This window comes from Paenibacillus sp. SEL3 (assembly GCF_054602585.1).
This window is the reverse complement of record NZ_CM137725.1, coordinates 2,760,950-2,774,440: the sequence shown is the minus strand read 5'-3', so window position 1 is coordinate 2,774,440 and position 13,491 is coordinate 2,760,950. Positions and strand designations below refer to the sequence as shown.

The window sequence follows — 13,491 nt, the reverse complement described above, 5'->3', positions numbered from 1 at the left end:
ACTCTCAAGAGAGGGTTGTATCGGCTATTTCTATGAATTGGTCATGCCTCAAATTATATTTCATATGAGCAAACCCGGTTACGTCCTGCATTTTTAGCTTCGTATAGAGCTTTATCTGCCTGCTCCAATAGGGCTGCCCCGGACATATCTTCCCCGGTACCTGGAAAGGTTGTCACGCCGATGGACACGGTGACTTTAAGAATAAACCCGTCCGCTAAAACAAACTCATACTGATTTACTCCGCTAAGAATTTGATTAGCTATGCGAAGTGCTTGCCGAAAAGCGCAATTCGGCAAGAGTACGGTGAATTCTTCTCCCCCGCTGCGGGTGACTACATCATTAGGACGACATTTTTCCATTAAAATCTGTCCAAGCTGGCGCAGCACTGCATCTCCTGCGGCATGTCCGTAGGTATCGTTGACTTCCTTGAAGTGATCAATATCCAACACCAGTACGGATAAATGCTCATGACGTTGGCGAGCTTGAGGGAGCTTCTCTTCCAATGAGAACTCAAGCTGCCTTCTGTTGCTTAAATTAGTGAGATGGTCTGTGTAGGAGGTATGCTCCAGACGAAGTAACAGCTCATTGGATGTGTTGATAGATTCAGCAATGAGGTACAGAAGACATCCGCCGACCATGGAAATGAAGAATTGGAGCGGATACACGTGCAGAACATCATCAAGATTTTTCAAATTAATCATAAGGGGACAGAATATAATGCCCAAAGCAAAAACGTTCATAATCATCAGCTTGGGTAAACGTGACCAGGACAGATGTGACAATAAAGCGCACCCCAGGCCAACGAGTATCATAAAAATAGCGCCTACGATGGCTTGAGCGTTAATACCAAACAGCAATAATCTACCTATACATATAAACAGAGTAGCCGTGAGCGCTGCTGGGCCGCCGATGTAAGTGGCGGTAGCTACGATGGCCAGATGACGAAGATCGGCAATCGTATTAAATCCTACTGGAATTGAATAGTACATCATGACAATGCCGTAGCACCCAAAAAGGGCGCCTCCAATCCAATGCATCTTACGCTTCAAGGTGTGCAGACGGATTTTATATCTTTGTGATATGAGGCCGGTTATGTACAAAAAGGTGACAAGGATACAGGTATTTACAAAAAACGTACTGAACAAGATGTTAACCCTCCCGAGAGGCATATTTCTTCATTTTATCAAAAAAACTGACATTAAGCTTGCAAATGAAGAATTTATTGAAATTTATTACGCGGGTACGCTTATAACGTTTCGTTCACGTATTTGGTGCATAACTGGGAATAGATTGAGCATACTCCAAAGATACAAGAATAAGGAAAAATGGGCGGTATCTATTGCTGCCTTACTGGAGATGAGGTTTGCTCATGATTCGCTATCCCTATCGCAAACATAATAAAAAGTCGGGTGCGGGTAAGAACAATGGAAATTCTCCGCGCTATCTAAAAATCGATACTTGTTTGGAAACCAACTTGCAGCAAATTAAGAAATTGACGTCAGATAGCCCAGACTTTCTGATGCGTCGCTTTAAATTGGGGCTGAGGGCGGAGGTTCCCGCCGCTATTGTGTTTCTAGATAGTATGGCTAAAACGGATACGGTGAATGAACTCATCATGAGATCCATGCTTAGCCGCCCATCTGCTGAAGTGGCTGCTGAGGCGGAGAATGCAGAAGCGCTGTACGTAAGAATACAGAGTCATGCGCTTGCACTGGGAGAAGTGAAGGACTGCGATGATTGGAGTTCCATGATGGAACAACTGTTAATGGGGGACACGATCATCTTATTGGAAGGCTGCGAAAAAGCGATTGCGTGCGGCACGCGTGGGGGAGAGACACGCGCAGTCAGCGAGCCAACAACACAGACAGTCGTCAGAGGACCGAAAGAGGGATTTGTAGAATCCCTATTCACGAATATTTCTCTGGTCCGGCGACGGATTAAAAGCTCCGATCTTACACTGGAGATGTTCCAAGTGGGAAGCACGTCTCTCACGAATGTGGCCATGCTGTACATGAAGAACATTGCAAATCCAGGCGTCGTAGATGAGGTTCGTAAACGGATAGAAAACATCAATATTGACGCTATATTTGAGTCCGGCATGGTTGAGGAGATGATACAAGAAAATCATTTCACACCATTCCCAACGATTTTTAACACGGAAAGACCCGACACCATCAGCAGCAATATTATGGAGGGCCGAGTGGCGCTCATCGTAGACGGGACTCCGTTTGTACTGGTGATGCCTACAGTATTTGCCCAATTTTTTCAGAGTTCTTCGGATTATGAAGAGCGTTACGATATGGCGACTGTTGTTCGGCTCATTAGATATATCAGCTTCATTATTCTTATTCTAGGGCCTTCTCTCTACATTGCCTTAACAACATACCATTATGAAATGATACCGACTCCACTACTGATCAGCATATTGGCTCAGCGGGAATCCGTTCCTTTTCCGGCATTTCTAGAGGCGTTTATTTTGGAGATTACCTTTGAGATTTTGCGTGAGGCGGGTATTCGAATGCCGCGTGCGGGTGGTCAAACGGTATCCGTTATAGGAGCGCTTGTGTTGGGTCAAGCGGCCGTGGAAGCCGGAGTCGTCACCCCGCTGCTCACAATTGTAGTAGCCCTGACGGGAATAGCCAGTTTCGCAATCCCAGCCTATAACATGGCAGTGGCCGGGAGATTGTGCCGGTTTATTTTCATGATACTGTCAGCGTTTATGGGGCTATACGGCATTACATTGGGGTTGATTGCGCTGATTGCTCATATGAACAGTCTGAGTTCTTTCGGGGTGCCCTACATGGCGCCTTTCAGCCCTTTTGTGCTGGAGAGTCAAAAGGATGCCGTATTGCGACTCCCGTTCTGGATGATGAGGAAGCGTCCTAAAAGCATTACATCTAAGAACCAGAAAAGAATGAAGGATGGAAGCGGGATTTCCTCTTCTGATAAAACCACACCGATGCAGGAGGGGGGCAATCAGGGTGTATCAGCGGAAGAGGAATGAACAAAGTGCAGTAACTTTTAAGAGGAGAATAGGGGGGCTGTGTTTGGTTTTACTACTGTTCGCTCCCTTGTTATCCGGTTGCTGGGATTCTGTGGAGTTAAACCAGAGAGCAGTAGTAGCTGGGATAGGAATTGATTTGGTTGGGGAGTCGGATTATGAGGTTTCCCTACAGGTGATCGTAGCAGATGAAATCGCCGGAGCCAAAGCGAGAGGAGATACTCCAGTCGTTTTGTATCGGGAAAAGGGAAAAAATCTGTTTCAAGCGCTCCGCAGAGCCTCACAAAGGGTTCCGCGGATCATTTCTTTGGCGCATACCAAACTGATCGTTATTGGTGAAAAGCTGGCACGGGCTGGAATCGGCGATATGATGGATTCTCTGGAAAGGTCTACAGAAATCCGGCTGCCGGTGAAAATGCTGGTGGCACGCGGTAATACTGGGAAGGATGTACTGGCAATCATGACCGCAATCGGTCGTATTCCCGCCAATGATATTTCAGGAAAGCTGGAAACATCGGAGCGTTTGTATGCCGGGGATTACGCGGTGACTATCGACGATGTGATTCGCAGCATGTCTCATAAGGGTGGCGGTCCTGTGCTGACGGGCATAGGGGTCAATGGGAATTTAGAGCAGGCCTCAAGCAAGAACAATGTGGACAATATTTTACCGAAAGCTATTGTTCATATTAAGGGAATGGGGGTGTTCAAAAAGGATCGGCTTGTCCGCTGGTTGGATGATGATCAGGCCATTGGACTGTCTATGATCAACAACAAGGTGAAAGGTGCCCAAACAACACTGAGCTGCGGTAAGGATAGGGAAACCATTGGCATCGAAACCTTGTTCTCTTCAACCAAGATACACACACGGATGGAGCAAGGGGAGCCTGTTTTTGTGATTAACCTAAAACAGACCGGGGCGGTACAGGAAGCCGAGTGCTCGATTAACTTACAAAGTCCGGAGGCGATGAAAAGACTGCAGGAGAAATGGACAGAGGAGACGAAGAAAGTGATCACTTCAACAGTCAGAGAGGTTCAGCGTACCCGTAGCGATGTAATAGGCTTTGGCCTTGCGCTGGAGAGGAGCTATCCCAAACAATGGAAAAGACTCTCTTCCGAATGGAGCCGTAATTTTGCGGAAAGCACCGTCCGTATTCAAGTGACTTCTGTACTGAAACACACTCAGTCGCGGACTAACCCATACTCCAAGGGGGAATCAGACTAGTGAAAATAGAGCAAGGAGGGAAGGCCATGAAAAAAAAGACACGGATAGGTGCAAAAGAGATGATCTCTCTTATGGTGTTGTTTGAGATGGGCACATCCATGATGTCTATTCCCGGAAGGAATGCGGGCAAGGATGCGTGGATCGCCATCCTCATTTCCACGGTTTTGGGGGCAATGCTTTTTGTATGCTATGGCAGCCTTCACCGACGTTTTCCCGACTTGCTAATGACACAGTACTGCAGAACCCTTTTGGGCAAGAAAGCAGGGAGTGCGCTTGCTTTTTTATATATCGTGTTTTTTCTTTACGGCGGAGCACGGGATCTTCGGGACACGGGGATCCTGATTGCCGACCGGACGCTTCAGCATACGCCGTTGACAGTCATTTGTGCCTTAATGATTGGACTTGTCATGTATGTGGTGTATTTGGGAATCGAGGTTGCAGGCCGGACAGCCATTATCATGTTAATTTTGCTGCTACTGCTGGGCCTGGCTACGAATATATTAATTTTGTTGGCAGGCATTGTAGATGTCGGCAATATATTGCCCATAGCCGAGCATGGCTGGCAGCCGATATGGCAAGTTGTTTATTCGCAAGCCGTGATGCTACCGTACGGCGAGATGGTTACGTTTGCGATGATTCTCCCCACATTAAAAAAAGGCTATCGTGCCAATGGGGTAGGGGTCTCTGCTATATTGCTGGGAGGGCTGCTCCTGTCTATTGTTACACTGTCCAATGTGCTTGCACTGGGGGAAGATGTGTTCAAACGGGCGACTTACCCGCTGCTCTCGATGATCAGCAAGGTCGAAATATCTGATTTTATCGACAGAGTCGATGTCATCGGCGTTATGAGCGTTATTATCTTTGATTTTTTTAAAATTTTCATCTTCTATTATGCCGCGGTTAAAGCCGCAGAGGATGTATTGAGAGTGTCTTACCATAAACTGATCCTGCCATTTGGGATTATCATGTTAGTCTCTTGTGTATTGATGGCACTGAGCTATCAAGATCACCTTCAAACAGGCGAGTTAGTGCTGAAATGGCTGTTTCCGATATTTGCCGTGTTTTTTCCTATCTTGCTGCTAATCGTGTCGTGGCTGAGAAAGACCCGGAATAAAAAAGGAGAGGAAAATGTCTCATGAGTCATCGTCTTGCCGACAAAAAATACATCGGTACCGGTCAAATGCTCATTTTGATGTTCCATTTTATTCTGGGAGATGTGGTCATTATTAATATGGATAGTGAATATGAACGGAATACATGGATTGCCACTTTGAATTTGGACGACTGTCCCTTATCTATATTCATCCATTATTTGTTTGCGTTTTCCCTTGTTTATTCTTTCTGATGGCTCTGTTGCGGAGAATCAGAGGAAGAAGTAGGAACTTTGAGGAAACGTGACCATTGTGAGAACAGGAAGCGAAATGCGTTTCCTCTTGGCTTTTTGCCCACATTTATAAAGAACACTATAAGCATTCCTGCCAGGACGACATATTCTGATGGTCGCATAGTGAAAAAAGCCAATGAAATAGGCTCCCAAGGATGATGAACACCAGAAAGCCATTTTATCGATATACTTGTTCCGAGCATTAGCAGCATAAAGAGCGTGAATATCCACACTATCTTCATAAAATATCCCTCCGATTATAAATAAGCTAAGCATGTACTCCTGTATACATTGTGTTGCAAAGCCGTTCAATTTATCCGATCCCATTGACTTGAAATAAATTAAGATTTATACTTATTCTAAATTGATCTTTAATATGATTGTAAGTTTGTAATTAATATAATCTGCGTTGGTTAAGGGAGATGCGGTATGAGAACTTTAAATTTAACTTCGCAGCGCCAAGCGGTATATGATGTGGTTCGTGAAGCTCACGATCATCCTACTGCGGCCGATGTTATGAATCGGTTGATGGAGCGCGGATATAATCTGGCCTATGGAACGGTATATAATTCACTGCGTTATTTGACGGATAAGGAATTAATCCGTGAATTGAAGCTGGGGGAAGCTGCGAGTCGCTATGACGGGCGGATGGACGATCATCAGCATATTATTTGTCAGGTATGCGGCCGAGTAGATGAAGTGATGAGTGAAGTCCCACATGATTGGATTGACACGGTTGCGCATGAAACGGGGTATAATATTGCCCATGCCCATGTCGTATTCGGAGGAGTGTGTAAGGAATGTCAAAGCAAGCGAATCAGATAACAAATCGTTTCAAAGTGGCTGACATGCCTAGACGGGTGAAGGGCAGTTGGACATCGATGTTAGCTGCTCCCTCTACACCTACGGTGCAGACCGTTCCTTCCAATGAGCCCTTGTATTGTCCAACTACACGTCGTATCATTCTGATCAGTTCGGTACCGGGTGTAGTTCACGGGTTGGTGCGTACGCTGTCAGATGCGTGTTTTGATGTGATGGTTTTCCATCGCTGGGAACCTGAAGTGCAGCGTCATCTGGGAAGCGATCTCTTGATTTACGATTTGACCGCTACCGAACCACAGAGTGAATTACTGGATATTCGCAATCGTCTTGAGGTAGAACACATGAAAGACACACCAGTTATGTACGTGGTTCAGGATCGGGTGTCTGTACATGCTCATGAGCTGCTTCCTTCAGAAGAGGTGCTGGTGTGGCCGCTGGCTTCCAATCATATGGTGCATGACATTGAACGGATGATTGTACGCCATCCTGCAACTTCCCGTCAGGCAGCGCAAGCCAGCCGTCGTACGGTGTTCAAGGACATCTGGATTGACCGAGATAAAATGCTGGTATATAAAGAAGAGAGTCAATTGAATCTGACTAAAACAGAATACGATTTGCTGCTGAAGCTGATTGATGCTCAAGGCAAAGTGATCTCCCGCGAGCAAATGATGCACGATATCTGGGAGACAGATTTTGTAGGCGGCAGCAACGTTGTAGATGTGCATGTCAAAAGTTTGCGCAAGAAGCTGGATGATCGGCCTGCAGAACCTGAATATATTGCAACCGTAAGAGGTGTAGGATACAGATTGGCAGATTGAGCGGAAAGTTATGAATACCGATGAATTTCCGCCGGATGGAGACATTCGGCGGTTTGTATATGATTCCATGAAGAAACTGACATTAGGTGTGACGGTTGACTTTGTCAGGAGATATACACTACAATCGGTAGTGTGAGGTGCTTCTTATGAAACGACTGAATTTTAAAGCTGGCGAAACCGGGCTTAACCGATTTTTCGGACCTCTGGAAGCCAAAATTATGGATATTTTATGGTCCACTTCGGATCGGAGTATCAAAGAAGTGCAGACCGCGTTGGAGGGGGATCGGGACTTTAACTTCAATACGGTAATGACCGTGATGAACCGTTTAGTGGAAAAGGGAATACTGAGTAAGAGTATACGTGGGAGAACGTCTTTATATCGTCCAGTTTTAAGCAGAGAAGAGTTCAGGGATGAGCAATCCAAGGGACTGAGTCACGAATTGGTGGACGAATTTGGTCCGCTTGCTGTCAATCATATGATTGATGCTCTGGAGGTGGCCGATCCGAAGTTGATCGAACGTCTGGAACAAAAAATTAAACAATGGAAAAAGGATATGTAGCGATGTGGAAAACACGTTCTAAATTACTGTTTACAGCAGGCGCCTTGATTTCGGGTTTCGCCCTTATACAGATGGGTATGTACGCCGGGCAGCATGTTTTCGGCTGGAAATTGAATTATAACGTGTTTCAAATTTGCAGAAGTTTGTTGCAGCATTACGGAATCGGCTACATGGTGGATGCGCTCAGCGGGCTGGTTTTCGTTACCTTCGCTATCGCCGGAGGAGAAGCAGTCAGACAGTGTATGGCTACCAGGGCAGCTTTTCGCAGACTGCACCGAATGCGTGACCTGCCGCTGACCGAAGCACTGGGTGAGCGATATGGTGAACTCGGGACCGATCGGATATGGGTCATTGATTATGCCAAGCCAGCCGCCTTTACCATGGGATTATGGAAGCCACGCATTGTATTGTCCTCTGCACTATTGTCCGTACTGGACAAGCACGAGGAAGAGGCTGTCATATACCATGAAGCCTATCATATGAAACATTATGATCCGTTGAAGACCTGGTTGCTGCAAGTATGTGCTAAACAGCTGTTTTACTTGCCGGTGCTACGTCACATTACCCATCATTATAAGACGGCCCGTGAAATTTTGGCTGATAACGAAGCGATTCATCGAGCGGGTTCACCAGTTGGGATTGGGAGCGCATTGCTCAAGCTTCTGAGTATGACGCCTGCCAATACTCGCCTGGTAAACTCCGCCACTTGTTCCTCGTTTGCAGAAACGTCCATTAACTATCGTATCTCACGTATTTTAGACCCTCAGCAAGAACCTGTCATTCGGATGCCTTGGCGTTCGATTATGTTTTCTAGCTATGTGCTAGTGATGCTGACACTTATGTTTGCACTGGCGCTAATCTAAGTTTGGCAAGATGTTTCCTACAGGTGGCGCTTTTTGCGCTACCGATTCTCAATGTGTAATACACTACATTGTGTAGTTTATTGCGGGGTTTTTATACAATTTAAAAGGAGATGAGCAAATGAATCAAACGCTTATGAATATTGGATTATTGTTGGTACGGATTTTTACAGGGGTTATTTTTATCGTTCACGGTGCACAAAAGTTTCAGGGACTAGACGGAACCTCCGGCTTCTTCCAAAGTATCGGACTCCCTGGCTGGATGGCTCCTGTGGTCGCTACGGTTGAACTGGTTGGGGGTATTGCACTGGTTCTGGGAATCGGAACACGACTGGCTGGAGCGGCATTGACCATCGTTATGATCGGTGTATTGCTCACTGCTAAAAAAGGACAGCCTTTTGGCTCGATTGAATTTGATCTGCTGATTCTGTTCACCAGCCTTCAGCAAGCGCTTGTCGGTGGACGCTTTCTGGCAGTGGATCAGTTATTTGGCCGTAAAAAGGTTGAAAACAGTAACGTACAGGTCTAAATATTCATATAACCGCGCCCTTAGTCTTATAGGGCGCGTTTTTTGTTTTTCTCCTTTGTGAAATTTTATTGTAAATCATTTGCTACTTTCAACCGATATAACTAACACGGAATGTAATTCAAATATATCGTTTTATGAGCAAAGGGGAAAAAAACATGGGAACAACGCGAAAGAGAAAAACGATATGGACACTCAGGAACAAGCTAAGTTTGGGCTTTTTACTTGTTTTGCTGATTCCGAGCTTAAGTATTTCCATTGCGACCTATAAATCATCATATAATGCTATGGAAAAACAGCTCCACGGCAGTGCGAATCAGGGGGTAGCGACAGCTAACTCAATTATTGAATACGCAATCGCCAGTAAAATTAAAGATGCGAGTTATTTGGCGGAGCGTCTGGACGGCTCGATGATAGATGGTCGAAACAGCCCTTTGATTCAGCCGAAGCTGATCCAATACAAGGGTTTGCATGAAGATGCCACGGATATTTTTGTTGGAACACCGGAGGGGCTGATGATTCGGGGGGTGCCCAAGGAGGATGAAGGGACATTTGATCCTCGCACACGCCCATGGTACATCGAAGCGATGAAGCAGCCCGGTAAGGTTGCAATTACGCCTGTTATCATCAATTCATCGGGTATTCCTGTTGTCGTAGTATCTCAGACGCTTTCCGACAAGTCCGGGGTTATCGGGATTTCTCTAAATCTGGAAAGTGTACGTAAACTGGCCTCCATCAAAGTGGGCCAGGAGGGGTATATCATCATTTTGGATCATACGAAGAAGTTCGTAGTCCATCCTACGGCTAAAGCGGGCTCATCTCCTCAGGAGAATTCGCTTGATACGTTGTATACTGCGCCGAGCGGGAACTTCAACTATATGCATGAAGGTCGCGAGAAATATTTGACCTATGTAACGAATACGGATACCGGCTGGAAAATTGCAGGCACCTTCTATCAATCCGAGATTAGCGATGCCACCGCTGCCATGCGTTATGTAACCATTTTCGTGCTGGCTGCCTCACTGGTGATTGCGCTTATCGCGATTTTCCTGATTACCCGCTCTGTTTTGGTACCGATTCGTAAGCTGCAAAAATCAGCAGAACGAATCAGTGAAGGAGATTTGACGGGCGATTTGGAAACTGGAAAAACGGATGAGGTAGGCGAATTGTCTGCTCACTTCCAAACCATGGTCGACAGTTTGCGCACGATGATTCGAAGCGTACACGAAACGACAGATCGGGTAAGTTCTTCAGCGGAGGAACTGGCTGCGGGTGCAGATCAGACAACCCAAGCGATTGAGCATGTCACCATTGCTATCCAGGAAGTGGCTGTGGGCAGCGAACGTCAGGTGCAGAGCGTTAAGCACGGCTCTGTAAATATGGAGGAGCTTGCTCAGCAAGCAGCGAATGTATCCGAGCGTATGGTGGGCGTATCTGAACATGTGAAGATGAACGCCGAGTCAGCTCAGGAGGGCAGCAAGGCTGCTACGCAGGCTGTACAGAAGATGCATGACATCGATGAGACCGTTAACGATCTCGGACAGGCTATGGACTCCCTCAATGAGCGCTCCAGTGAAATCGTGAATATTATCAGCGTTATATCGGGTATCGCCAAACAGACCAATCTGTTGGCACTGAATGCGTCTATTGAGGCCGCACGTGCCGGAGATCATGGCAAAGGATTTGCCGTGGTTGCTACGGAGGTGCGTAAGCTGGCTGAGGAATCAGCGAAGTCGGCTACCTTGATCTCGGAGCGCATTGAAGCGATGCAGGTGGATATGAATCATGCTCTGGGCGCTATGCATCAAGCGCGGACACGGGTGACGGAAGGCATTGATTCGGTAACCACGTCTGAGCAATCCTTTGCGGAAATCAGCCAAGCCGTGGAACGAGCTATGGAGCATATCAATGACATTACCGGAGTGACTCAGGAAATGGCACGGGGGACTGTAGGTGTCGTAGATATTATGAGCGATATTGCCCACATTTCGGACGAGGCAGCGAGCAACACCGAGTCGATCTCAGCGGCAGCTGAGCAACAGCTCGCTTCTATCGAGGAAATTGCTTCATCTACAGCGGATCTGAGCCAAATGGCAGAGGAATTGCGCGAACTGGTTGGACGTTTTCAGGTTGAAGGAAAGTCATAAAAAATAATAAAAAGCGCCGGGATACAGGAGATTGTGCTCTGTATCCCGGCGCTTTTTTAATGCTTTTAGCATAATCTTTGGTTTGCAGGGTTAGAAGTTAACGTTGGAAGGACTTGCGGCGGTCCAGACGGAAACGGACATCCCGTGAGTCGGAAGGACGCAGCGAACTTCTCTGAAACATATTGTTCAGAATCAGTGCGAAAATGACTAACACTGTCCCATATAGTTCAAAACGGCTAATGACATAACCTTGGAAGTACATGAGTACCAGCGTGGTAATCGGTACAAAGTTAATAAATAGAATTCCGTTCAGTGGTGATAGCTTTCGGATTCCGGCATTCCAGCTAAGCAGGGCCGCTAACCCTGGAAGCAGGATCATAAAGCTCATTTCGTATTTAACTGACCATACAGCCTGCCAGTCCGGCACCACAATCCAGTTGAAAGCAGAGGCAAATGTGACGACTACGAAGGAGACGACAGTTCCGAGCAGGCAGGTTAGGGTTGAATACCGAAGAGTAGACCATCCTGCAAAATGGCTGCCTCCCATGGAATATACGACCCATCCGACGACGCCTACGAAAATAAGCAGCAGCGGCAGTAAATGTTGTCCGGCAAGTGTGAAAAAGGTCCATTTTCCGTTCGTGATCACCAGTAAAGCCCCGGCCAGCGCAATCACCATGCTGATTAGTGTATATCTCGGAGGCATTTTACGGGTCATGACCCACACCATCGCAATGGAAATCATCGGCATTAGCACTTCCATTATAGAGGCTACCAGAGTGCCTGCTGCCCCCATCGCGTGCTGTCCCTGGAAAACGGCCATATTATAAATGGTGAATCCCATGGACCCGAAGAATAACAACGTCTTGCCCTTGTCCTCAAAGCGAAATGCAGTCCGTCCCTCTTTGAGCCACAATAGTACGACTAAAATGAGTGTAACCGATAAATAGCGCAAAAATGAAAAGTACAGTGGATTGATGTGTTGTAATGCAATGTGCGAAACCGGAAACATCGCCCCCCAGGACATACTGGCGATTAGGCATAATAAAGATCCGGTCATGATTTGTCTGTTCATGGTGTGCAAAAGCTCCTCCTTGCCGGTCTCAGCGGACATATCTTATGGACAACATCATAAAGGATGGGAAGCTGTTGGTAAAATGATTGAAAATAAACATTATGATCATTTAAAATGATAATAAGTGACAAGGCGCGTCAATTTTGATGGCCCCTTACCCTTCACAATAAGGAGGAGCAGTAGTGGATCTGAACGATTTAAACATTTTCCAGACGGTGGCTGCGCATGGCAGTGTCAGCAAGGCCGCAGCCGAGCTTAGTTATGTCCAGTCCAATGTAACGGCCAGAATCAAGCTGCTCGAAAAGGAACTGCAAACACCTTTATTTAATAGACATAAGCGGGGAATGATCCTCAATGCCGAGGGCAAGCGTCTGCTGCAATATACGAAAAGCATTTTATCGCAATTTGAGGAAATGAAACATGCGTTTCAGAATACCTCTGCACCTTCGGGGGTACTGGAGATTGGCATTGTGGAGACTGTCATTGCCCTCCCGGCCATTTTACATGCTTACTATAGCAAGTACCCGGATGTCGAGTTGTCCCTCAAGGCTGGGGTTACAGAGTCTCTGGTGCAGGAGGTTGCAGAAATGCGGCTGGATGGAGCTTTTGTGACCGGGCCGGTCAAGCATCCGCTCATTGAACAGTTTGATGTATTTCAGGAAAAGCTGGTCCTTGTATCCCAAGGAGATGATTTTTCCGTTGAGGATCTCACGACTCGTCCGCTTCTCTTATATAAAAAAGGCTGCGGCTACCGGGGACGGCTGGAAACCTGGCTCAAAATGGAAGGAATTATTCCCAAACAGATTATGGAGTTTGGGACATTTGAGACGATTATCGGCAGTGTGGCGGCTGGTATTGGAATGACCGTATTTCCCGAATCTTCGATCAGCGGGCTGGTGTCTCAAGGCCTTGTGTGCGGTCATGCAATGCCTGAGCCGTACAATGAAGTAACAACGGTGTTTATCCGACGTAAGGAAGCCTTTGTTACCAGTACCTTGCAGTCTTTTATAGATGAGATTATCACTCAGACAGAGGCGTAGCTTTATCGCTTGGGCTCGGGTACAATGAGAGGGATT

At 46.6% G+C, this 13,491-nt stretch carries 14 protein-coding genes; 11 read left to right on the top strand and 3 right to left on the bottom strand.

From position 1 onward, the window contains the following. Window positions 1-53: 53 nt before the first annotated feature. A complete protein-coding gene (locus tag ACYCS5_RS12860; RefSeq protein ID WP_459761162.1) occupies window positions 54-1,145 on the bottom strand; it encodes a GGDEF domain-containing protein in 1,092 nt (363 codons plus the stop codon). Window positions 1,146-1,369: 224 nt separating this feature from the next. Here ACYCS5_RS12860 and ACYCS5_RS12855 point away from each other — a divergent pair, with 224 nt between their 5' ends. Genes ACYCS5_RS12855 through ACYCS5_RS12840 form a run of 4 tightly spaced genes read left to right on the top strand, consistent with a single transcriptional unit; the run spans window position 1,370 to window position 5,568 of the window. Continuing rightward, entirely contained in the window at window positions 1,370-3,004 is a 1,635-nt protein-coding gene (locus tag ACYCS5_RS12855) for a spore germination protein (RefSeq protein ID WP_029518609.1), read from the top strand. A gap of 43 nt (window positions 3,005-3,047) precedes the next feature. Continuing rightward, window positions 3,048-4,223 (top strand): Ger(x)C family spore germination protein, encoded by a 1,176-nt coding sequence (locus ACYCS5_RS12850; protein ID WP_029518608.1) that lies wholly within the window; start codon window positions 3,048-3,050, stop codon window positions 4,221-4,223. A gap of 26 nt (window positions 4,224-4,249) precedes the next feature. After that, window positions 4,250-5,362, top strand: coding sequence for a GerAB/ArcD/ProY family transporter (locus ACYCS5_RS12845; protein ID WP_029518607.1), 1,113 nt, complete (start codon window positions 4,250-4,252; stop codon window positions 5,360-5,362). Continuing rightward, the gene (locus tag ACYCS5_RS12840; RefSeq protein ID WP_165145422.1) at window positions 5,359-5,568 is read left to right on the top strand and encodes a hypothetical protein; all 210 of its coding nucleotides are present in this window, start codon (window positions 5,359-5,361) and stop codon (window positions 5,566-5,568) included. Before ACYCS5_RS12845 ends, ACYCS5_RS12840 begins: the two co-directional genes overlap by 4 nt. On the opposite strand, the gene ACYCS5_RS12835 is transcribed toward ACYCS5_RS12840, so the two are convergent. Then, complete coding sequence (locus ACYCS5_RS12835) at window positions 5,556-5,849, bottom strand: hypothetical protein (protein WP_049817035.1); 294 nt, start codon at window positions 5,847-5,849, stop codon at window positions 5,556-5,558. The genes ACYCS5_RS12840 and ACYCS5_RS12835 overlap by 13 nt on opposite strands. A gap of 187 nt (window positions 5,850-6,036) precedes the next feature. Here ACYCS5_RS12835 and ACYCS5_RS12830 point away from each other — a divergent pair, with 187 nt between their 5' ends. The 6 genes from ACYCS5_RS12830 to ACYCS5_RS12805 all read left to right on the top strand — a co-directional run bounded on the left by ACYCS5_RS12830 (window position 6,037) and on the right by ACYCS5_RS12805 (window position 11,340). Next, on the top strand, window positions 6,037-6,432 hold the full coding sequence (locus tag ACYCS5_RS12830; protein WP_023990809.1) for a Fur family transcriptional regulator: 396 nt from the start codon (window positions 6,037-6,039) through the stop codon (window positions 6,430-6,432). Then, window positions 6,408-7,247: a response regulator transcription factor gene (locus ACYCS5_RS12825; protein ID WP_025720336.1), complete on the top strand. Its 840-nt coding sequence runs from the start codon at window positions 6,408-6,410 to the stop codon at window positions 7,245-7,247. The genes ACYCS5_RS12830 and ACYCS5_RS12825 overlap by 25 nt, the downstream gene beginning before the upstream one ends. A gap of 146 nt (window positions 7,248-7,393) precedes the next feature. Continuing rightward, on the top strand, window positions 7,394-7,807 hold the full coding sequence (locus ACYCS5_RS12820) for a BlaI/MecI/CopY family transcriptional regulator (RefSeq protein WP_341071331.1): 414 nt from the start codon (window positions 7,394-7,396) through the stop codon (window positions 7,805-7,807). 2 nt (window positions 7,808-7,809) lie between these two features. Then, window positions 7,810-8,670 carry a M56 family metallopeptidase gene (locus ACYCS5_RS12815; protein ID WP_340957224.1) on the top strand — a complete coding sequence of 287 codons (861 nt, stop codon included), beginning with the start codon at window positions 7,810-7,812 and terminating at the stop codon, window positions 8,668-8,670. Between the two features lie 118 nt (window positions 8,671-8,788). Then, window positions 8,789-9,196 (top strand): DoxX family protein, encoded by a 408-nt coding sequence (locus ACYCS5_RS12810; RefSeq protein WP_069012095.1) that lies wholly within the window; start codon window positions 8,789-8,791, stop codon window positions 9,194-9,196. Between the two features lie 155 nt (window positions 9,197-9,351). Further along, complete coding sequence (locus tag ACYCS5_RS12805) at window positions 9,352-11,340, top strand: methyl-accepting chemotaxis protein (RefSeq protein ID WP_459761161.1); 1,989 nt, start codon at window positions 9,352-9,354, stop codon at window positions 11,338-11,340. A 97-nt stretch (window positions 11,341-11,437) separates the two neighbouring features. On the opposite strand, the gene ACYCS5_RS12800 is transcribed toward ACYCS5_RS12805, so the two are convergent. After that, window positions 11,438-12,415: a DMT family transporter gene (locus ACYCS5_RS12800; protein WP_459761160.1), complete on the bottom strand. Its 978-nt coding sequence runs from the start codon at window positions 12,413-12,415 to the stop codon at window positions 11,438-11,440. A 182-nt stretch (window positions 12,416-12,597) separates the two neighbouring features. On the opposite strand from ACYCS5_RS12800, the gene ACYCS5_RS12795 reads away from it, so the two are divergent. Then, window positions 12,598-13,455 (top strand): LysR family transcriptional regulator, encoded by an 858-nt coding sequence (locus ACYCS5_RS12795; protein ID WP_039271679.1) that lies wholly within the window; start codon window positions 12,598-12,600, stop codon window positions 13,453-13,455. Window positions 13,456-13,491: the final 36 nt, after the last annotated feature.

Bases quoted from the DNA above. Each gene is read 5' to 3' on its own strand.
- ACYCS5_RS12805 (WP_459761161.1), top strand. From the start codon at position 9,352: ATGGGAACAACGCGAAAGAGAAAAACGATATGGACACTCAGGAACAAG.
- ACYCS5_RS12825 (WP_025720336.1), top strand. From the start codon at position 6,408: ATGTCAAAGCAAGCGAATCAGATAACAAATCGTTTCAAAGTGGCTGAC.
- ACYCS5_RS12830 (WP_023990809.1), top strand. From the start codon at position 6,037: ATGAGAACTTTAAATTTAACTTCGCAGCGCCAAGCGGTATATGATGTG.
- ACYCS5_RS12800 (WP_459761160.1), bottom strand. From the start codon at position 12,415: ATGAACAGACAAATCATGACCGGATCTTTATTATGCCTAATCGCCAGT.
- ACYCS5_RS12815 (WP_340957224.1), top strand. From the start codon at position 7,810: ATGTGGAAAACACGTTCTAAATTACTGTTTACAGCAGGCGCCTTGATT.
- ACYCS5_RS12840 (WP_165145422.1), top strand. From the start codon at position 5,359: ATGAGTCATCGTCTTGCCGACAAAAAATACATCGGTACCGGTCAAATG.
- ACYCS5_RS12845 (WP_029518607.1), top strand. From the start codon at position 4,250: ATGAAAAAAAAGACACGGATAGGTGCAAAAGAGATGATCTCTCTTATG.
- ACYCS5_RS12810 (WP_069012095.1), top strand. From the start codon at position 8,789: ATGAATCAAACGCTTATGAATATTGGATTATTGTTGGTACGGATTTTT.
- ACYCS5_RS12820 (WP_341071331.1), top strand. From the start codon at position 7,394: ATGAAACGACTGAATTTTAAAGCTGGCGAAACCGGGCTTAACCGATTT.
- ACYCS5_RS12855 (WP_029518609.1), top strand. From the start codon at position 1,370: ATGATTCGCTATCCCTATCGCAAACATAATAAAAAGTCGGGTGCGGGT.
- ACYCS5_RS12835 (WP_049817035.1), bottom strand. From the start codon at position 5,849: ATGAAGATAGTGTGGATATTCACGCTCTTTATGCTGCTAATGCTCGGA.